This is a genomic window from Streptomyces sp. NPDC001787, assembly GCF_040297465.1.
In the GTDB taxonomy this organism is placed as follows: Bacteria; Actinomycetota; Actinomycetes; order Streptomycetales; family Streptomycetaceae; genus Streptomyces.
Genome location: NZ_JBEOZE010000011.1, coordinates 40,088 through 59,461, shown reverse-complemented (window position 1 = coordinate 59,461; position 19,374 = coordinate 40,088). Strand labels below are relative to the sequence as shown.

The 19,374-nt window shown below is 72.1% G+C and carries 21 protein-coding genes; 11 read left to right on the top strand and 10 right to left on the bottom strand.

Translation table 11 applies throughout. From position 1 onward, the window contains the following. Positions 1 to 117 precede the first annotated feature (117 nt). The 3 genes from ABT170_RS17555 to ilvA form a co-directional block, all read right to left on the bottom strand. The gene (locus ABT170_RS17555; RefSeq protein ID WP_329946364.1) at positions 118 to 972 is read right to left on the bottom strand and encodes an ABC transporter permease; all 855 of its coding nucleotides are present in this window, start codon (positions 970 to 972) and stop codon (positions 118 to 120) included. Further along, positions 969 to 1,958, bottom strand: coding sequence for an ATP-binding cassette domain-containing protein (locus ABT170_RS17550; RefSeq protein ID WP_329946365.1), 990 nt, complete (start codon positions 1,956 to 1,958; stop codon positions 969 to 971). Before ABT170_RS17550 ends, ABT170_RS17555 begins: the two co-directional genes overlap by 4 nt. Before the next feature lie 142 nt (positions 1,959 to 2,100). Then, positions 2,101 to 3,330 (bottom strand): threonine ammonia-lyase, encoded by a 1,230-nt coding sequence (ilvA, locus tag ABT170_RS17545; RefSeq protein WP_351868260.1) that lies wholly within the window; start codon positions 3,328 to 3,330, stop codon positions 2,101 to 2,103. 156 nt (positions 3,331 to 3,486) lie between these two features. Here ilvA and ABT170_RS17540 point away from each other — a divergent pair, with 156 nt between their 5' ends. The 4 genes from ABT170_RS17540 to ABT170_RS17525 all read left to right on the top strand — a co-directional run bounded on the left by ABT170_RS17540 (position 3,487) and on the right by ABT170_RS17525 (position 5,116). Beyond that, positions 3,487 to 4,017 (top strand): MarR family winged helix-turn-helix transcriptional regulator, encoded by a 531-nt coding sequence (locus ABT170_RS17540; protein WP_329946367.1) that lies wholly within the window; start codon positions 3,487 to 3,489, stop codon positions 4,015 to 4,017. 83 nt (positions 4,018 to 4,100) lie between these two features. Next, positions 4,101 to 4,595: a sigma factor-like helix-turn-helix DNA-binding protein gene (locus ABT170_RS17535; RefSeq protein WP_329946368.1), complete on the top strand. Its 495-nt coding sequence runs from the start codon at positions 4,101 to 4,103 to the stop codon at positions 4,593 to 4,595. Next, positions 4,592 to 4,852: a hypothetical protein gene (locus ABT170_RS17530; protein WP_329946369.1), complete on the top strand. Its 261-nt coding sequence runs from the start codon at positions 4,592 to 4,594 to the stop codon at positions 4,850 to 4,852. Before ABT170_RS17535 ends, ABT170_RS17530 begins: the two co-directional genes overlap by 4 nt. A gap of 72 nt (positions 4,853 to 4,924) precedes the next feature. Beyond that, complete coding sequence (locus tag ABT170_RS17525) at positions 4,925 to 5,116, top strand: DUF1059 domain-containing protein (RefSeq protein WP_329946370.1); 192 nt, start codon at positions 4,925 to 4,927, stop codon at positions 5,114 to 5,116. Positions 5,117 to 5,208: 92 nt separating this feature from the next. Here the strand turns inward: ABT170_RS17525 and ABT170_RS17520 are convergent, their stop codons facing one another. Next, complete coding sequence (locus ABT170_RS17520; protein WP_329946371.1) at positions 5,209 to 6,354, bottom strand: cystathionine gamma-synthase; 1,146 nt, start codon at positions 6,352 to 6,354, stop codon at positions 5,209 to 5,211. A 66-nt stretch (positions 6,355 to 6,420) separates the two neighbouring features. Here ABT170_RS17520 and ABT170_RS17515 point away from each other — a divergent pair, with 66 nt between their 5' ends. The 4 genes from ABT170_RS17515 (at position 6,421) to ABT170_RS17500 (ending at position 9,833) form a co-directional block, all read left to right on the top strand. Next, entirely contained in the window at positions 6,421 to 7,524 is a 1,104-nt protein-coding gene (locus ABT170_RS17515) for a hypothetical protein (protein WP_351868254.1), read from the top strand. Positions 7,525 to 7,719: 195 nt separating this feature from the next. Next, entirely contained in the window at positions 7,720 to 8,391 is a 672-nt protein-coding gene (msrA, locus tag ABT170_RS17510) for a peptide-methionine (S)-S-oxide reductase MsrA (RefSeq protein WP_351868251.1), read from the top strand. Positions 8,392 to 8,587: 196 nt separating this feature from the next. Next, positions 8,588 to 9,226, top strand: coding sequence for an ATP-dependent Clp protease proteolytic subunit (locus ABT170_RS17505; RefSeq protein ID WP_329946374.1), 639 nt, complete (start codon positions 8,588 to 8,590; stop codon positions 9,224 to 9,226). Between the two features lies 1 nt (position 9,227). Beyond that, positions 9,228 to 9,833: a ClpP family protease gene (locus ABT170_RS17500; RefSeq protein ID WP_329946375.1), complete on the top strand. Its 606-nt coding sequence runs from the start codon at positions 9,228 to 9,230 to the stop codon at positions 9,831 to 9,833. 134 nt (positions 9,834 to 9,967) lie between these two features. Here the strand turns inward: ABT170_RS17500 and ABT170_RS17495 are convergent, their stop codons facing one another. The 3 genes from ABT170_RS17495 to ABT170_RS17485 form a co-directional block, all read right to left on the bottom strand. Beyond that, a complete protein-coding gene (locus tag ABT170_RS17495) occupies positions 9,968 to 10,384 on the bottom strand; it encodes a helix-turn-helix domain-containing protein (protein ID WP_329946376.1) in 417 nt (138 codons plus the stop codon). A gap of 146 nt (positions 10,385 to 10,530) precedes the next feature. After that, positions 10,531 to 11,910: an NADP-specific glutamate dehydrogenase gene (gdhA, locus tag ABT170_RS17490; protein ID WP_329946377.1), complete on the bottom strand. Its 1,380-nt coding sequence runs from the start codon at positions 11,908 to 11,910 to the stop codon at positions 10,531 to 10,533. 253 nt (positions 11,911 to 12,163) lie between these two features. Then, positions 12,164 to 12,334, bottom strand: a complete 171-nt coding sequence (locus ABT170_RS17485; RefSeq protein ID WP_329946378.1) for a hypothetical protein — start codon at positions 12,332 to 12,334, stop codon at positions 12,164 to 12,166. 199 nt (positions 12,335 to 12,533) lie between these two features. Here ABT170_RS17485 and ABT170_RS17480 point away from each other — a divergent pair, with 199 nt between their 5' ends. Then, entirely contained in the window at positions 12,534 to 14,237 is a 1,704-nt protein-coding gene (locus ABT170_RS17480) for a DUF8823 domain-containing protein (protein WP_502970530.1), read from the top strand. Positions 14,238 to 14,583: 346 nt separating this feature from the next. Continuing rightward, positions 14,584 to 15,087 (top strand): RDD family protein, encoded by a 504-nt coding sequence (locus ABT170_RS17475; RefSeq protein WP_329946379.1) that lies wholly within the window; start codon positions 14,584 to 14,586, stop codon positions 15,085 to 15,087. A 168-nt stretch (positions 15,088 to 15,255) separates the two neighbouring features. Here ABT170_RS17475 and ABT170_RS17470 read toward each other — a convergent pair whose 3' ends face one another. Both ABT170_RS17470 and ABT170_RS17465 read right to left on the bottom strand, forming a co-directional pair. Further along, positions 15,256 to 16,524 (bottom strand): L,D-transpeptidase, encoded by a 1,269-nt coding sequence (locus tag ABT170_RS17470; protein ID WP_329946380.1) that lies wholly within the window; start codon positions 16,522 to 16,524, stop codon positions 15,256 to 15,258. Between the two features lie 233 nt (positions 16,525 to 16,757). Next, the gene (locus ABT170_RS17465; RefSeq protein WP_351868244.1) at positions 16,758 to 17,243 is read right to left on the bottom strand and encodes a hypothetical protein; all 486 of its coding nucleotides are present in this window, start codon (positions 17,241 to 17,243) and stop codon (positions 16,758 to 16,760) included. Between the two features lie 108 nt (positions 17,244 to 17,351). On the opposite strand from ABT170_RS17465, the gene ABT170_RS17460 reads away from it, so the two are divergent. After that, positions 17,352 to 17,657, top strand: coding sequence for a hypothetical protein (locus tag ABT170_RS17460; RefSeq protein ID WP_329946382.1), 306 nt, complete (start codon positions 17,352 to 17,354; stop codon positions 17,655 to 17,657). Between the two features lie 131 nt (positions 17,658 to 17,788). Here ABT170_RS17460 and hutH read toward each other — a convergent pair whose 3' ends face one another. Then, entirely contained in the window at positions 17,789 to 19,339 is a 1,551-nt protein-coding gene (gene hutH / locus ABT170_RS17455) for a histidine ammonia-lyase (protein WP_329946383.1), read from the bottom strand. Between the last annotated feature and the right edge of the window lie 35 nt (positions 19,340 to 19,374).

The window sequence follows — 19,374 nt, the reverse complement described above, 5'->3', positions numbered from 1 at the left end:
GGGCCGGAGGCTTCTTCGTGCCCGCGCGGGAACGTCCCGCCCGCGCGGGAACGTCCCGCCCGCGCGCCGGAACGTTCCGGCGCCCCGATGCCCGCCCGCGCGCCGGACCGCCGCCGGTCAGACCGTGGCCCGCCGGTACTTGCGTACGGACAGGGTCCGGAAGACCACCAGGATCAGCAGCGACCACAGCAGCGAGGCCCAGACCGGGTGCACCATCGGCCAGGCGTCCGACGGCGACACGCCCGGGTTGCCGAAGAGTACGCGGCAGGCCTGGACGGTCGCGCTGAACGGGTTCCACTCCGCGATCGGCTGGAGCCAGCCCGCCATGTTCTCGGTGGGCACGAACGCGTTCGAGATGAATGTGACGGGGAAGAGCCAGATCAGCCCGCCCGACGTCGCGGCCTCGGGGGTGCGGACGGTGAGCCCGATGAGCGCCCCGATCCAGGAGAAGGCGTAGCCCAGCAGCAGGAGCAGCCCGAAGGCCCCCAGCACCTTGCCGATGTTCTCGTGGGTGCGCCAGCCGACCAGCAGGGCGACGATCGCCAGGACCACCAGGGTGAGCGTCGTCTGGACCAGGTCGGCGAGGGTACGGCCGGTGAGGACCGCGCCGCGCGCCATGGGCAGCGAGCGGAAGCGGTCGATGAGGCCCTTGTGCATGTCGTCGGCGATGCCCGCTCCGGCGCCCGCGGTGGCGAAGGTGACGGTCTGCGCGAAGATGCCCGCCATCAGGAAGTTGCGGTACTCGGTGGCGTCGGTGGAACCGGCGATCACCATCGAACCGCCGAAGACGTAGCTGAACAGCACGACGAACATGATCGGCTGCACCAGTCCGAAGATGATCATCTCCGGGATGCGTGCCATACGGATCAGATTCCGGCGGGCGATGACGAGCGAGTCGCGTACGGACTGCCCGATGCCGCCTTCCGGCCGGTGGCCCGCCGGCCGGGGCGCGGGCTCGGTGAGAGCGCTCATGTGCCGGACTCCTTCCCGTCGTCCCCGCTGTTGCCGTCCCTCTCCAGCTCGGCGGCATGACCGGTGAGCGAGATGAAGACATCGTCGAGGGTGGGGCGGCGGAGCCCGATGTCGTCGATCTGGACGCCGCGGGTGTCGAGATCGCGGATGACCTCGGCGAGCAGACGGGCCCCGCCGGTCACCGGGACGGTCAGCCTGCGGGACAGCTCGGCGACGGTGACCTCACCCCTGCCCAGCTCGCCGAGCACCGTCCGGGCGGGTTCGATCTGGTCGGGCCGGTGGACGACGACCTCGACGCGCTCGCCGCCGATGCGGGCCTTGAGCTGGTCGGCGGTGCCGCGCGCGATGACCTTGCCGTGGTCGATGACACAGATGTCATGGGCCAGATGGTCGGCCTCCTCCAGATACTGCGTGGTCAGCAGCAGCGTCGTACCGCCCGCCACCAGCTCCTGGATGACCTCCCACAGCTGCTGGCGGTTGCGCGGGTCGAGCCCCGTCGTGGGCTCGTCCATGAACATCACGGGCGGCGACACGACGAGCGCGGCGGCGAGGTCGAGGCGCCTGCGCATGCCTCCGGAGTACGTCTTGGCGGTGCGGTCGCCCGCGTCGGCGAGGTTGAACCGCTCCAGCAGCTCACCGGCCCGGACCTTCGCGTCCCTGGAGCTCATCTGGTAGAGCTGCCCGACCATCCGGAGGTTCTCGCGGCCGGTCAGATACTCGTCGACGGCGGCGAACTGGCCGGACAGCCCGATCGAGCGGCGTACCTCGTTGGGTTTCCTCAGCACGTCGATGCCCGCCACCACGGCCCGGCCGCTGTCCGGCCTGAGCAGGGTGGTCAGCACCCGTACCGCGGTCGTCTTGCCCGCGCCATTGGGCCCGAGGAGGCCCAGCACGGTGCCCTCCGGTACGTCGAAGCCGACGCCGTCCAGTGCTCGTACGTCACCGAAGGTCTTCACCAGATCTTCGGCGTAGATCGCTCCCGGCATAGGGGATCCCCCGGTTGCTCTTGGGTGACTTCCTCTGCCAGATCCTAGGTACGCGGGTCCCGGAGCGCCCGGCGAACGCCGTCGCGGCGGTCCGGGCCCGGCGCGGCCCAGCCCAGCCCGGCCCAGCCCGGCCCAGCCCGGCTCAGCCCATGACGAGGTACCCGGCCCCGCGCAGGGTCGCCGCGACCTCCTCGCAGTGCTCCGGGCCCTTGGTCTCCAGATGCAGTTCCACCTCGGCCTCGGTGAGCCCCAGCCGGGGATCGGTCCGCACATGGCTGACGTCCAGGACATTGGCGTCCGCGAGGGACAGCGCGGCCAGCAGCGTGGCCAGCGCGCCGGGCCGGTCCGTCAGCCGCAGCCGCAGGCTCAGATAGCGGCCCGCGGCGGCCATGCCGTGCCGCAGGATGCGCTGCATCAGCAGCGGGTCCACATTGCCGCCCGACAGCAGGGCGACGACCGGCCCCCGGAACCCCTTCGGATCGCTCAGCAGCGCCGCCACCGGGCTCGCGCCGGCCGGCTCGACGACCAGCTTCGCCCGCTCCAGGCAGAGCAGCAGCGCACTGGACAGCTCGTCCTCGGTGACCGTGCGGACCTCGTCGACCAGCTCCTCGACGATCCCGAACGGTACGTCGCCGGGGCGCCCCACCCTGATGCCGTCCGCCATCGTCTGCGTCGACCGGAGCGACACCGGCCGGCCGGCCTCCAGCGACGGCGGGTAGCAGGCCGCGCCGGCCGCCTGCACCCCGACGATCCGTACGTCCGGGCGCACGGCCTTCACCGCGACGGCGATGCCCGCGGCGAGACCGCCGCCGCCGACGCCGACGACGATGGTGCGGACCTCCGGGCACTGCTCCAGGATCTCCAGGCCGACGGTGCCCTGGCCCGCGATGATGTCCGGATGGTCGAAGGGGTGGATGAAGACCGCGCCCGTCCGCTGCGCGTAGTCCTCGGCGGCGGCGAGGGTCTCGTCGACGACATGGCCGTGCAGCCGGACCTCGGCCCCGTACTCCCGGGTCGCCGCGACCTTCGGCAGCGGCGCGCCCACGGGCATGAAGACCGTCGACCGTACGCCCAGGAGGGACGAGGCGAGGGCGACACCCTGCGCGTGGTTGCCGGCACTCGCGGCGACCACCCCGGCCGCCCGCTCGACGGGGCTGAGCCCCGAGATCCGTACGTAGGCGCCCCGCAGCTTGAACGAACCGGTGCGCTGGAGGTTCTCGCACTTGAAGTGGACCGGCGCGCCCACCAGGCCGGACAGATGGCGGCTGCCCTCCATCGCGGTCACCCTGGCCACACCGGCCAGCATCTTCCGTGCCCCGCGGATGTCGTCGAGGATCACGGGAGGAAAGGAGCCTGGTGCACGGAAGGTCATGACAGCAAGTCTTGCAGCTCGGGCCGATCCGGGCCGAGCTGTCTCACGGCGCCTGCGGTGTTGTCCACGGGTTTGTGCAGCGCTGGTACGCGTTGCCCCGTGGCCGCGTACTCTGTCCCCCACCCATCCGACACCGCACGAAGAGAGCCCCCGGCCATGCCCCCTCAGGACATGACGACTGCTGCGTCTCCTTCCGGGGGCGCCGTCCCCGAACACCCGGGTCCCGACCGCCTTCTCGATGCCCTCCAGCACCAGGTGGCCGTCTTCGCCCGCCGTGCCGAGCAGACCCGCCTCGGCGGTGTCGGCCAGGTCCGCAATTCCATGGACCGGGCGGCGTATCTGCTGCTGAACCGGCTGGACCGGGAAGGCCCGATGGGCGTCAAGGCGCTGGCCGCGGGGATGGGGATCGACTCCTCGACCGTGACCCGGCAGGTCGCCCCACTCGTCGACACCGGCCTGGTCAAGCGCACCTCGCACCCGGAGGACGGCCGGGCCGTCGTGCTCCAGCTGTCGCCGCGCGGCCAGGCCCGCCTGGACGAGGTCCGCGCCTCACGGCGCGAGCTGATGTCCCAGGTCACCGAGGAGTGGAGCGCCGAGGAGCGCGACACCTTCTGCGCCCTGCTGACCCGGTTCAACGCCGCGCTGGCCGCACGCCAGGCCGCCCACCTGAGCCCGCAGGACAGCTGAGGCCCCGGCCCGCGCCGGTCACACCGGCCGCCGGTTCGCGCACGCCTCTTGACCGGGGGGCCGTACGGGGTCTCCGATGAGGCATGCGAGTGCCGCACACGGACCGGCAGCGCCGCCGCGCCCAGGAGTTCGAGGACTTCGTCGCGGGCGCGGCGGGACGTCTGCTGCACACGGCCACGCTCCTCACCGCCGAACCGGCCCACCCGCCCGGCGCCAACGTGCGGGCCGAGGGGCTGCTCCGCGCCGCGCTGGCCCGTACGTACGCCGACTGGGACCGGCTGTGCGGCGAGGACCCCTACGACCGCACCCGGCAGGACCTGGCCGTCCGCTTCGCCCGGGAGGCCCGGCGGCACCACCGTCCGCGCGGCGGCCTCCTGGAACGGCTGACTCCGCAAGAACGCCTCGTCCTCGTCCTGCGCCTGTACGAAGGGGTCGCGGAGGAACAGACCGCGTCGCTGCTCGGACTGCCGCCCGACCGGGTACGGGCGATCTGCACCCGGGCGGTCACGGCGCTGCGCCCCGGCCCCGGGTCCCCGGCGGCCCGGGGACCCGCACGGCGTCCGCGGACCGCGGCATGAGCCCGGGGAGCGGCCCGGACCGCAAGGTGGACCAGGTCCGCCGGATGCTGGCGGGCCCGCATCCACGGGTCCCGGCCGACCTGGCGGTACGGGCGGCGGAGAAGGGGGCCCGGCTGCTGCGGCGCCGGCGGACGGTGCACCGGCTGGCGATGTGCCTGCTGGCCCTGGCGGTGACCGCGTTCGCGGTGTGGGCGGCGGTGGAGCAGCCGTGGGCGATCCCGCCCGCCGAGACGACTCCGCCCCTGGAGGGCTGGTGAACACCTCGGAAGGACCGGTGAGCGGATCTATCCTGGAAGAGCCGGTCGACGCCCCACTCGAAGGAGGCCGTCATGACCAGGAAGATCGCCGACTGCCGCAAGTACCCGAGCGTCTCGAACTGCTCCCTCACCATTTCCGGTGAGGAGGACGAAGTCGTACGCGCCGCGTCCGAGCACGCCGTCTCGGTCCACGAACACACCGACAGCCCCGAGCTGCGTGAGCAGGTCAGGGCCTCGCTGGAGGACGAGAAGGCCGCCGTCTGACATCCCCACGCGGTGCCCGCCCGCGACGGACGGGCACCGCGTGCACACGGACCGGTCCTGATCCGGCCGGCCGGATCAGCCGAGCGCCCGGATCAGCCGAGCGCCTGGGTGAGGTCGGCCAGCAGGTCGTCGCTGTTCTCGATGCCCACCGAGAGACGGACCAGGTCGGCCGGTACCTCCAGCGGCGAGCCCGCGGCGGAGGCGTGCGTCATCCGGCCCGGGTGCTCCAGGAGCGACTCGACGCCGCCCAGGGACTCACCGAGCGTGAAGAGCTTCGCCCGGTTGCAGACCTCCACGGCCGCTTCCTCGCCGCCGGCGACCCGGAACGACACCATGCCGCCGAACGCCTTCATCTGCTTGGCGGCCACCTCGTGCCCCGGGTGCTCCGGCAGGCCCGGGTAGAGGACCTGGGTCACCTTGGGGTGGCGGGTCAGCAGCTCGGTGACCTTCGTGGCGTTCTCCGTGTGCCGGTCCATGCGGACCGCGAGGGTCTTGATGCCCCGCAGCACGAGCCAGGCGTCGAACGGACCGGCGACGGCCCCCATCGCGTTCTGGTGGTACGCCAGCTCGTCGGCCAGCTCCGCGTCGTTGACGATCAGCGCGCCGCCGACGACATCGGAGTGCCCGCCCATGTACTTGGTGGTGGAGTGCACCACGACGTCCGCGCCGAGCGCGAGCGGCTGCTGGAGGTAGGGGCTGGCGAAGGTGTTGTCGACGACGAGGCGCGCCCCCGCCTGCCGGGCCACGCCCGCGACGGCCTCGATGTCGGTGATCCCGAGCAGCGGGTTGGACGGGGTCTCCACCCAGACCGCCTTGGTGCGCGGGGTGATCGCGGCCCGTACCGCCGCCACGTCCGAGGTGTCGGCGACCGAGAACTCCACGCCCCAGCGGGAGACGACCTTCGCGAACAGCCGGAACGTGCCGCCGTACGCGTCGTTCGGGATGACCACATGGTCGCCGGGGGTCAGCAGCGTACGGAGCAGGCAGTCCTCGGCGGCGAGGCCGGAGGCGAAGGCCAGACCGCGCCGGCCGTTCTCCAGGGCCGCGAGGTTCTCCTCCAGGGCGGTACGGGTGGGGTTGGCGCTGCGGCTGTACTCGTAGCCGCCCCGGAGTCCGCCCACGCCGTCCTGCTTGTACGTGGACACCTGGTAAATGGGCGGAACCACGGCGCCGGTGAGGGGATCGGCGGTGTTTCCCGCGTGAATCGCGAGGGTCTCAAAGCTGTGCTGGTCGCTCATGAGGCCGAGCGTAGTTCGTCGGGAGGGCCCGCACGGGCCACTGCGCCGTCCGGGGACAATGGAGCCATGGAGATTCTGTGGTTCCTGCTCGCGCTGTGCATGTTCGCCGCCGTGATCGGCCCGGTCATGCTGCGCCGCCGCGGCGGTATCCGCCAGGTCGCCCCCGGCTCCCCGGACGCGGCCGACCCGGACACGTACGGCTTCGTCCGCCAGGAGGACCTGGACGTCCGGATGCCGGGTCCCGACCAGGACCTGCTCGATGTCCTGGACGTCGTCCAGCGCACCCAGGACTGGCGGGCCGCCGCACAGCTGCTCGCCGGCACGCCGAAGGAGGGCGAGGTCCGCTGGCAGCGGGTGCAGGCCTTCGCGGGCGCGGCCTCGCTGGAGCTGGCCCGGCAGCCGGGCGTGGGCGGGGCATGGCTGCGCAACTGGCGTTCGGAGTCGGCCAAGGACGCGGGCGGCGCCGCGGTGCACGCCGAGTTCCTGGTGCAGCAGGCGTGGCGGTCGTCCACCGCGGGCTCCGACGACTTCCGGATCATCCTGGAGGAGGCCCGCACGGTCTGCGGCGAGGCCGCGCTGCTGGCGCCCGGCGACCCCGTCCCGTACATCGTGGAACTGGCCGCGGCCCGTGGACTGGGCTACTCCCACGAGCAGTTCGACCAGCTCTGGGCGAAGATCATCGACCGGGCCCCGGCGCACATGGGAGCGCACATCGCCGCGCTGCACTTCTGGTGCGAGAAGTGGCACGGTTCGCGCGAGGAGGCCGAACGGTTCGCCACCGCGGCAGCCGCCCGCGCCCCGCGGGGATCGCTGCTCGCCGCGCTGCCGCTGTTCGCGGTGTACGAGCATCTGCCCGAGGTCAATCTGGTGCAGGGCTTCTACCGGGGCGCCGTGGTGACGAAGGCGGTCGAGGGCGCGCTGTTCGCGGTGCACGCGGCCCGTGCGGACGACCCGATGCTCGCCCATGTACGCCATCTCCTGGTGCTGTTCCTCGTCCGGATGGAACGCTGGTCCGAGGCGATGAACCAGATCGTCCGCATCGACGGGCACGTGGGGGCGCTGCCGTGGACGCAGGACCCGGACCCGGCGGCCGAGTACACGGTCTACCGGGCGCTCGCGGTCGCCGGTTACGAGGCGAACGGAGGCAGCCCCGCCACGCTGCCGAACTGACCCGTCACACCACTCCCGTACTCCCGCCCGCCGACTCCTCCTCCGGCACCGCGCCCGGATCGGACCGGTGGGGCACGCGACGCCTCCGCGGCCGGGATCGACCGCCGGGACCCGTCGGCGGGCGGCCCGGAATCCTGACCGCCGCGCCTTTGTTGTACGAATCGACCCGCACCCGGCCCCCGGAGGAGCCCCCGTATGTTCCTGAACAGCCGTACCCCCGAGCTCCCCACCCGCGAGCAGGCCCTGCGCGGCCGTCCCACCCCCGGGTTCACGGTGCCCTCCCGCCACACGGTCCTGGGCAATCCGCTGCTCGGCCCCTACCCCGAGGGCCTGGAGGTCGCGGACTTCGCCCTGGGCTGTTTCTGGGGTGCCGAGCGCAAGTTCTGGCAGACGGAGGGTGTCTGGACGACCCTCGTCGGCTACCAGGGCGGTTACACGGAGAACCCCACGTACGAAGAGGCCTGCTCGGGCCTGACCGGCCACACGGAGGCCGTCCGGGTCGTCTTCGACCCGAGGACCGTCACGTACGCGGAGCTGCTCAAGCTGTTCTGGGAGTCCCACAACCCGACCCAGGGCTTCCGCCAGGGCAACGACGTGGGCACCCAGTACCGCTCGGCGATCTACACCCACTCCCCCGAGCAGGCGGCGGCGGTGGCCTCGTCCCGCGAGGCGTACCAGCGGGTCCTGACCGGCTCCGGCTTCGGGACGATCACCACGGAGATCCTCCCGGCGGAGGGCCGGCCGTTCTGGCCCGCGGAGGCGTATCACCAGCAGTACCTGGACAAGAATCCGGCGGGCTACTGCGGGATCGGCGGGACCGGCGTTTCGTGCCCGATCGGGGTGGCTCCGGCGTCGTCGGGTGAGTGACCGCCCGACGGGGTGAGCACGTGCGGGAAAGCGGTGGCGGCGGGTCCTCGGGCCTGCCGCCACCGCTTTCGTGCTCCGGGCCGCTCTGCCGGTGGCGAATCTGCCGCGGGCCGAGAAATGCCCGGTGGCGGCGCGGGCGGGTCAAGAGTGGAGGGAACGCGGCGGCCACCGCCGCACCACCCCACCGGGAGGACCGATGTCGCCACACCCCGCCCCCCATCCGCGCGCCGCGTCGCAGGACACTCCCTCGACGCGGTTCGACGACCATCTCGCCGCGCAGCTCCTGACCCAGCGGATCGTCTTCCTCGGCACACAGGTGGACGAGGTCTCCGCGAACCGGGTCTGCGCCCAACTGCTCCTGCTGTCGGCGGAGGACCCGCGGACCGATATCAGCCTCTGCATCAACAGCCCCGGCGGCTCGGTGTCCGCCGGGCTCGCGATCTACGACACGATGCGGCTGATACCCAACGACGTCTCCACCCTCGCCATGGGATTCGCCGCGAGCATGGGGCAGTTCCTGCTCACCGTCGGAACGGCCGGGAAGCGTTTCGCGCTGCCCAACGCGCGGATCATGATGCACCAGCCGTCCGCCGGGATCGGCGGCACCGCGGCCGACATCGCGATCCAGGCGGAGAACCTGGAGTTCACCAAGCTGGCCGTCGAGCGAATCACCGCGGAGCACACCGGCCAGAGCCCGGAGACGATCTCCCGCGACGGTGACCGCGACCGGTGGTTCACTGCCGAGCAGGCAAAGGCGTACGGCATGGTCGACCGGGTCGTCGACACGCTGGACGACGTACGGCCGGCGGGTCCGCGGCGACGGGTGGGACTCTGACATGGGCCAGTACACGATTCCGAACGTCGTCGAGCGCACCCCCCAGGGCGAGCGGTCCTACGACGTCTTCAGCCGTCTCCTGTCGGAGCGGATCATCTTCCTCGGTACGGAGATCGACGACGGGGTCGCCAACGTCGTCATCGCGCAGCTTCTCCATCTGGAGTCGTCGAGCCCGGACACGGAGATCGCGATCTACATCAACTCCCCCGGCGGCTCGTTCACTTCGCTGATGGCGATCTACGACACCATGAGCTTCATCGCCTCGCCCATCTCGACGTTCTGCGTGGGACAGGCCGCCTCGACGGCGGCGGTGCTGCTGGCCGGGGGCGATCCCGGGCGGCGGTTCGTGCTCGAACACGCCCGCGTGCTCCTGGGACAGCCGGCGAGCGGCGGACAGCAGGGCACCGTCTCGGATCTGCGCGTGCACGCCAGGGAGATGCTCCGGATCCGCTCCGAGGCCGAGGAGGTGCTGTCCCGGCACACGGGCCACGATCCGGCGACGCTCCGCGCGGACATGGACCGGGACAAGATCTTCACCCCGCACGAGGCGGTGGCCTACGGGCTCGCGGATGAGGTGCTCAGCCGGAGGATCCCGCTCAGGGGCTGACGGCCGCCCGGCGACGGGGAAGCGGAAGGGAGTGCGGCGGAGGGAAGCGGAAGGGCGTACGGCGGCGAGAAGCGAAGGGGCGTACGGCGGAGGGGCGGTACGGGGGTCCGCCCCGCCGCCGTACGTCTCCGCGCTCAGGCCGCCAGGCGCACCTCGCCCATCGGGGCCCTGGACGGGGCGGCGACGCGGACGGGGCGGGTGGCCGGCGGGCGCACCGAGGTCAGCCGGATCAGCTCGCCCCGGGCCAGGCCGAGGAGATCGGCGAGACCGAGGCCGAGCGCGTGGGCGGCTGCCGCGAGGACTTCCGACGAGGCCTCCTTGCGGCCGCGTTCCACCTCGGAGAGATAGGGCATCGAGATCCGTGCGGCGTCGGCGACGTCCTTGAGCGTGCGCTCCTGGGCCAGGCGCTCGCGGCGCAGCACCTCCCCGACGATGTCCCGCCACAGCGGCTCTCTGGGCGCGGGCGCGGCGGGGGCGGCGGTGGCCGGAGGTGTCGCGGGGACCGGGCGCAGGGGGATGACGCGGGCTTGGTTCGTCGCTTGGGTGCTCACCGCTCCAGAGTAGGAGTGCCCCGCCCGGCCCGCACCGCACGGGCGTTGCGCGCCGGGCGGATCTGCTGTCGGCGAAGTCCCGTGACACGCGAGCGCCCCGCGGGAAGGGCATCGGGGCCCTTCCCGCGGGGCGCGTACGCGGGGGATCAGATGAGGCCCTGCGCGAGCATGGCCTCCGCGACCAGTTCGAAGCCCGCGATGTTGGCGCCCACCACGTAGTTGCCGGGGCTGCCGTAGCGCTCGGCGGTCGTGTAGCAGGAGTCGTGGATGTGACGCATGATCTCCGCGAGCCGCTCCTCGGTGTGCGAGAAGGACCAGGAGTCACGGGACGCGTTCTGCTGCATCTCCAGCGCGCTGGTGGCCACCCCGCCCGCGTTGGCCGCCTTGCCGGGGGCGAACGCGACGCCCGCCTCCTGGAGGACCCGGACGGCGTCCGGGGTGGTGGGCATGTTGGCGCCCTCGGCGACGGCCTTCACCCCGTTGCGTACGAGGGTGAGGGCGTCGGCCTCGTGGAGTTCGTTCTGGGTGGCGCAGGGCAGGGCGACATCGACGGGCACGGACCAGACACCCGTACCGGGCACGAACCGCGCGTGCTCGCCGCGGCGTTCGGCGTACTCGGAGACCCGGCCGCGGCCCGCCTCCTTGATCTCCTTGAGGAGGGCGAGGTCGATGCCCTTCTCGTCGACGACATAGCCGTCGGAGTCGGAGCAGGTCACGACGGTCGCACCGAGCTGCTGGGCCTTCTCGATGGCGTAGATGGCCACGTTGCCGGAGCCCGAGACGGCGATGCGCTGGCCGTCGAGGGAGTCTCCCCGGCTGCGCAGCATCTCGGCGGTGAACAGGACGCAGCCGTATCCGGTGGCCTCCGTACGGGCCTGGGCGCCTCCCCAGCCGAGGCCCTTTCCGGTGAGCACACCGGACTCGTAGCGGTTGGTGATCCGCTTGTACTGGCCGAAGAGGTAGCCGATCTCCCGGCCGCCCACACCGATGTCACCGGCGGGGACGTCGGTGTACTCGCCCAGGTGGCGGTGGAGTTCGGTCATGAAGGACTGGCAGAACCGCATGATCTCCGCGTCGGAGCGGCCCTTGGGGTCGAAGTCCGCGCCGCCCTTGCCGCCGCCGATGGGCATGCCGGTGAGGGCGTTCTTGAAGATCTGCTCGAAGCCGAGGAACTTCACGATCCCGAGGTTGACCGAGGGGTGGAAGCGCAGCCCGCCCTTGTACGGTCCCAGGGAGCTGGAGAACTCGACCCGGAAGCCGCGGTTCACGTGGATGTCGCCGGAGTCGTCCGCCCACGGCACCCGGAAGATCAGCTGGCGCTCCGGCTCGCAGACCCGCTCGATGATGCGGGCGTCGACGAACTCCGGCCGCCGCGCCAGCACCGGACCGAGGGTTTCGAGAACTTCGCGTACCGCCTGGTGGAATTCGTTCTCGCCCTGGTTGCGCCGCAGGATCTCGGCGTAGAGCGGTTCGATGACGCTGTGCTCCCCGTCGCGGGGGAATGACGGGGCGGGGCTGGCCTGCATCTGATCAAGACCTTCCATGGGGGTCGGCGACAGGCACGTCGACGCCCCCGTCCCGAGGGGTGACGCACGGACCGTTGTACGACGCAATTGTCCCAGAGCTGGCCGATGATCTTCGAAGGCATCCACATATTGGCCTCCATCGACCGGTTTGGCCGCCACGGGGCGCTCTTCGCCTGTACCCGGTCCGCAGTCTCCGTAGTCACCGGGGCCATGGACCCGGCTGTCGCCGCCGCGTTCGCGTCCCCCGCGCCCGTCAGGATTCGCGCGGTCCGCGCAGCATCCAGAGCCCGATTCCGGAACCGATCACCACGATGCCCGCGACGGAGCTCATCACGATCTGGGGGGCGCCCCCCTCCACGACGAAGTTGCTGAGCACGTTCGCGACCAGCGCGACGCACAGGACGAGCCAGAGCAGAGCCTTCATGATGTCCTCCGGGGTTCGGGTGATGCGTCAAGTCTCCCGACGGGTGGCCGCCGCCACGAGGGAGCCGTCCCCCCGGGTGGGGGTGTAGCCACCTACACCCGGCGGCGCGCGAAGAGGTGCCGCGCCACCGTTCGAGCCCTTTCGGACACCCGTTCCGGTACTGCGGCAAGGGACCGCCGGCCCCGTTAGGGTCTGGGCGATGGGGATCACCGAGGGCGTCCGCACGCACCCGCCCGGCCCGCTCGCCGACGCCGCGGACGACGATCGCGGCGCGCTCCTGCGGGTGCCCCTGCTCGCGACGCTGGCCGTGGTGCCGCTGTACGCGGTGTGGGCGGCCGTCCTGGCCACCGGCGGCGGGGACCTGGCCGCGCAGTTCGCCTGGGCCGAATTCGTGGCGCGGCATCCCTGGTCCGCGTACAACCTCTCCTGGTACGGCGGCACGCACACCGCCAACTACAGCGTGCTGGCACCGGCGTTGATGGGGCTGTTCGGGGTGCGGGCGGTCTCCGTCGCCGCCGGGCTGCTCGGCTCGTGGGCGCTGGGGCGGCTGTGCGTGCGCGGCGGGGTGCCGTGGCCGCTGGCCCCCGCGGTGCTGGGGTCGCTGCTGCTCTGGTGCAATGCCGCCTCCGGGCGGACGACGTTCGCGCTGGGGCTGGCGTTCGGGCTGGTCGCGCTGCTGTATGTGCGGAACCGTCCGGTGCTCGCGGCGGGCTGCGCGCTGCTGACGACGGCCGCCAGTCCGGTGGCGGGGCTGTTCCTGGTGGTGGTGGGTGCGGCCCAGGCGCTCGACCGGCAGTGGCACCGGGCCGCGGCGCTGGTCCTGCCGCCCTTCGCCGTGGTGGCCGTGACCACCGTGCTCTTCCCGTTCACGGGCGAACAGCCGATGCCGGCGGGGAAGTTGTGGATGCCGCTCGCCGCCTGCGCGGCCGTGTGGCCGGCGGCGCCGCGCGACGGCGGCTGGCGGGTGGTGCGGTTCGCCAGCGCCGTGTACGCGCTCGGGGTCGTCCTGACCTTTCTGGTGCCCTCGCCCATCGGGACGAACGTGGAGCGGCTGGTGGGGGTCGCCGGTCCGCCCGTGCTGCTGGCCGCCCTGCTGACGCGCGTCCGCCGCGAACGCGGTACGGGAGGCGCGTGCGATACCGGAGGCCGACGCGGTACGGGACGCGGGACGCGCGCCGCGCGGCGGGGGCGGATCCTGGTGCTGGCGGCGCTGCTCGCCGTCAACACCGGCTGGGTGGTGAACAAGACCGACGACGATCTGGAGGTCTCCAACGCCGTGCCCACCTGGGCCGCGCACACCGAGGGCGTGGTCGCCGCACTGCACCGGCTCGGCGCGGACCGCACCCGCGTCGAGGCCGTCCCGGCCCGCAACCACCGGGAGGCCGCCGTACTCGCCCCCCATGTCGGCCTGGCCCGTGGCTGGAACCGCCAACTGGACGTGGAACGCGGGCGGCTGTTCTACGACGGCACCCTGAACCCCCGCACCTACCGCGACTGGCTCGATCGCTGGGGCGTCGGGCTGGTGGTCCTGCACAGCGGGCGCCCGGACGGTCCGGCGGAGGCGGAGGCGGAGATCGTGCGGCGCGGCACGGACTGGCTGGAACCGGTCTGGCAGGACGCGGACTGGCGGATCTACCGGGTCCGGAACGCGGTGCCGTTGGTGTCCGCGCCCGGTACCGCGGTGCGTGGGGACGCGGCTTCGCTGGTGGTACGGATGCCGGCGGCCGGTTCGGTACGGGTACGGATCGCGTACTCCCCGTGGCTGCGGGCGGACGGCGGCGGGTGTGTGCGCCGGGACGGCCCGTGGTCGCGGCTCACGGTGGACCGGGGCGGTGACTACCGGCTGGACGGGCGGTACAGGCTGCCGGGCACGAACGCGGGTACGGGCACGGGCTGCGGATAGCCACCGCCCCAGGATCCTTGTCCCGGAGGCAAGGAAGTGGGGGCACCGGCCCGCGCTGTGCCATGTTGATCCGATGTGCGAGGACTTACCCGCGGGAACCGGCGCGCAACAGCCGACAATCAGCCATGATGCCGTCATGACGACGCCATGGGAGCACCGGAACGGCCAACGCCCTTACGGACCAAGGCCGTTGGATGTACGCACGGCGACGGCGCGCCCCCCGCGCCGGAACCCCGCGCCGCCCGGTGGCGCGCCCCGCAGCCCCTTCCCCCCGCACCGGACGGCGTCCCCCCGGCCGCCCGGACCGCTGAGACCTCCGCCCCGTCTGCCCTCGGCGGCCGGGGACATGCGGCGGTATCTCGCGGTCGGGCTCGACTCCTACCTCTGTCTGCTGACCGTGGGGCTGCTGGTCCGCCCCTATCCGGACGCGACCGGTGCCGGCCGTACGGCCGCGCTGCTGGTCGTCCAGGCGCTGGCCCTGTCCTTGGCCCTGTCCTTCGCCAACCAGGTGCTCCTGACCGCCGCCGTCCGGGCGAGCGCGGGAAAGCTGATCATGGGGGTCCGGGTGATCGGACTGCCCGACGCGGGCCGGCCCCGCTTCCGGCAGTTGGTGCGGCGCTGGCTGTACGGCCTGTTCTGGCTGCCGTTCCAGCCCTGGCGCGGGCCGCGCGCGCATGCCGCCGGGAAAACCCCCGACCGTCCGGGAGCCGCCGGAACGGGCCCGGCGCCGGGCGTGCTGTGCCCCATCGCCGACGCCGGGCAGCGGCACGAGGACCTGGTGGGGCTCCGCCAGATCAGACACCGGGACCTGCTCTGTTACCGGGCCGCCGTGGCAGCCCGGACGGAGTGAGCGCGGCGCGGCGGGACCCGCACGGCCGGGAACGCCGTACGACGGAGGCGGCACACGCACATCCGGGTACGCCGAAGGCGGCGGCACCGGGGATCCGGGTGCCGCCGCCTTCGTACGGGGTTCGGTACGGGGATACGTACCGGGAAGGGCGGAGAAGCGGGGGCGGGGTCAGCCGGCGGCGGGCGCCGTCCACTCGGCCCAGCTCATGTTCCAGCCGTTGAGGCCGTTGTCCGGGGTGATGGTCTTGTCCGGGGAGTTCTTGACGATGACCACGTCGCCGATGAGCGAGTTGTTGTAGAACCAGGCGCCGGGCTGGCCGGGGTCGCCCGCGCCCTTCACATCGGCGAGGCCCACACAGCCGTGGCTGGTGTTCGCCGTGCCGAAGATGCCCTTGCCCCAGTAGTTGCCGTGGATGAAGGTGCCCGAGGTGGACAGCCGCATGGCGTGCGGCACGTCCTTGATGTCGTACTCGCCCTTGCCGTCGTCGTCGGTGAAGCCGACGGTCGCACCGTTCATCCGGGTCTCCTTGTACTTCTCGGAGATCACCATCTGACCGTTGTACGTGGGGTTGTCGGGCGAGCCGGCGGAGATCGGGATGGTCTTGACGGTCTTGCCGTCCCGGGTGACCGTCATGGTCTTCGTCCGGGCGTCCACGGTGGAGACCTGGTTGCGGCCGATCTTGAAGGTGACCGTCTTCTGCTGGACGCCGAAGACGCCGTCCGCGCCCTCGACACCGTCCAGCGCCAGCTTCAGCGTGACGGTGGAACCGCCCTGCCAGTAGTCCTCGGGGCGCAGGTCCAGACGCTGCGAGTTGAACCAGTGACCGGCGACTTCCTGGCCGCTGCTCGATGTCACGGTGATGCCGTCCTGGACGGCCTTCTTGTCCGTGATCGGCTTGTTGAAGTTGATCGAGACCGGCATGCCGACGCCGACGGTGGAGCCGTCCTCCGGGGTGAAGTTCCCGATGAAGCTGTTGGCGGGCGACACAGTGGTGAAGGAGCTGTTCTCGTGCGCCTCGCGGCCCTTCGAGTCCTTCGCCGTCGCGTTGATCTTGTACGTGGTGGAGCGCTCCAGCTGACCGGCCGGCTGCCAGCTCAGGCCGTCCGCCGCCAGGGTGCCCTGGACCGCCTCGCCGGCCGCCGTGGTCATGACGACCTCGGTCAGCTTGCCCTTGGTGACGGTGACCTTGGCGTCGTTGTTGATGCTGGCGTTGGTGGCGCCGTTCTTCGGCTTGATCGCTATCTGTGCCTCGGAAGCGTCCTCGGCTGCCGCCTTGTCCACCTCCTGCGCCTGCGATGTCTTCGAGCCTTCGGCGTTCGCCCCGCCCTTGTCCCCGTCGTCGCTACAGGCCGAAAGCACCAGCACGCCGCCGAGCAGTGCGGACACGGCCACGAGGCCCCTGCGCCGCTTGCTGTCCGTCATCACACGCTTCTCCATCGTTGCCGATTCCCCAAAAATCCCCGAACGGGGCCGCCGGACGGCGAATACCCGTCAATGTTCCAAGAACACCCGGAACGGGCGCTCGGTTCCTCATCCCCGGCGGATGTGGGGAACACCACTCCATGACGTGGCGGTGGCAGCCGCGATTCCCGGCCGGCCTGTGCTCGCGCGGCCCGGGACACGGTGCGGCCCCGGCCCGCGGGTGAGCGGGCCGGGGCCGTTCTCACACGTCAGCCCTGCCGTACCGCGTCGCTGTTCTCGCCGTCGTCCCTCCCATTGTGCGCGACCTCGCCGCCGCCGCCTCCGCCACCGCCGGTCCCCTCCTCGTCCTCGCCGAGGAGGATCTCCTCCCCGAGGAAGAGCGCGTCCGTGAGGAAGTCCTCGTCCTCGTCGTCGTCCCAGCCCTCCGCCTCGGGGTCGTAGTCGACGCTCTCGCTGCTCCAGGAGGCCTGGGCCAGCTCGACCCCGGGTACCTCACTGACCAGGTCGAAGGGGTCCACCAGGGAGGCGAGCGCCTCCGCGGCGTCGGCCCGGACGGTGGCCTCCGCACGGGTGCGCTCCTCGGCGGTGTCGCCCTCGGCGATCCCGGTGACGGGCTCCCCGTACTCGGCGGCGATGCTTTCGAGCGCGGTGCCGGTCAGGGCGTCGGAGTCGGTGATCTCCAGCACCATCTCCACACGAAGTCGAACAAACCTGGATGTCTCTGAAGTGCTCATAAGCCGGAGCGTAAGGCTCCCGCTCTCCGCGACTTTCCTACGACCCGCTGCTTTGCTTAGCATCGGCCCACGGGGCTAACTCATGGTTGTCGCAAGGGGATCGAATCTGTGTCAGTCACTCGTCGCACACTGCTGACCACCACCGCCGCGGGCACCCTGCTCTGTGCTCTCTGGTTCGTTCCCTCGGCCAACGCGACCGTCGACAGGACGGCACACAGGACCGGGGCGGCCGAATCCGCACCGCGGGGAGCGGGACCCGCCGCCGGCGACGGGAGCCCGGGGGAGACCCTCGCCGACACCGGCACCGGGGTCGACACCACGCCGTACCTGATCGGCGGCACGGCACTGCTGGGGATCGGCGCGGGCTTCGTCACGTACTCCGCGCGCCGGGGGACGGTACGGCCGGCGCTCTGAGCCGGTACGCATGACACACCGGCCTCCCCCCCGGGGGGCCGGTACGCATGACACGGAGGGCTGTCGCACCACCCGGTGCGGCAGCCCTCCGTGCCGTACGGCGCGTTGGTCCGCCCGTCGTGCCCGCGGGCTCAGGCCAGCGGTCCGGTGACCGGTTCCACGGCCTCCACGAGCTTGCCCTCGCGTACGAAGGTGTCCGCGGCGGCCAGGTCCGGCGACAGGAAGCGGTCCGGCCCCGGACCCTGGACTCCGGCCGCCCGCAGCGCGTCGATCGCGGCCCGCGAGGCGGGGGCCGGGGTGAGGCCCCGGGCGGCGCGCAGCTCGACGGCGCGGGTCGCCGCGTACAGCTCGACGGCGACGATCCGGGCGAGGTTGTCGACGGCGGTACGGAGCTTGCGCGCCGCCGACCAGCCCATGGAGACGTGGTCCTCCTGCATCGCGGAGGACGGGATCGAGTCGGCGGAGGCGGGGACCGCGAGCCGCTTCATCTCGCTGACCAGGGCTGCCTGGGTGTACTGGGCGATCATCAGGCCCGAGTCGACCCCGGCGTCGTCGGCGAGGAACGGCGGCAGCCCGTGCGAGCGGTTCTTGTCCAGGAGCCGGTCGGTGCGACGCTCGGAGATCGAGCCGAGGTCGGCGGCCACGATGGCGAGGAAGTCCAGGACGTACGCCACGGGGGCGCCGTGGAAGTTGCCGTTGGACTCGACCCTGCCGTCGGGCAGCACCACCGGGTTGTCGACGGCGGAGGCCAGCTCGCGCCCGGCGACCACGGCCGCGTACGCGAGGGTGTCCCGCCCCGCGCCGTTGACCTGCGGGGCGCAGCGCACCGAGTAGGCGTCCTGGACGCGCGGCGCGTCGTCCTGATGGTGACCGGTGAGGCCGGAACCCGCCAGCACCCGCAGCATGTTGTCGGCGCTGGCGCCCTGGCCCGGGTGGGGGCGGATGGCGTGCAGCTCCGGCGCGAGGACCTTGTCCGTGCCGAGCAGCGCCTCCAGCGAGAGGGCGGCGGTGATGTCGGCCGAGGTGTAGAGGTTCTTGAGGTCGGCGAGGGCCATGACGAGCATGCCGAGCATGCCGTCGGTGCCGTTGAGGAGGGCGAGGCCCTCCTTCTCGCGCAGCTCGACCGGGGTGATGCCGTGTGCGGCGAGCAGTTCGCCCGCGGGGCGCACGGTGCCGTCGGGGCCCTCCGCGTCGCCCTCGCCCATCAGCGTCAGGGCGCAGTGCGACAGGGGTGCCAGGTCGCCGGAGCAGCCGAGCGAACCGTACTCGTGCACGACGGGCGTGATGCCCGCGTTGAGCACATCGGCCATGGTCTGCGCGACCTCGGGGCGTACGCCGGTGTGGCCGGAGGCGACCGTCTTCAGCCGGAGGAACATCAGGGCGCGCACGACCTCGCGCTCGACGTGGGGGCCCATGCCCGCGGCGTGCGAGCGGACGATGTTGCGCTGGAGCTGCGCCCGCAGGTCGGGGCTGATGTGACGGCTGGCGAGGGCGCCGAAGCCGGTGGAGACGCCGTAGACCGGCTCGGGCTTGGCGGCGAGCGCGTCCACGATCCGGCGGGCGGCGGCCAGCGCTTCCACGGCGGCGGCGGAGAGCTCGACCCGGGCTCCCCCGCGGGCCACGGCGATGACGTCCTCGGCGGTGGTACCGGACGTCCCCACCACGACTGTATGCATATCCATATTCAGAAGCGTACGGACTGAAACCCTTCATGTCA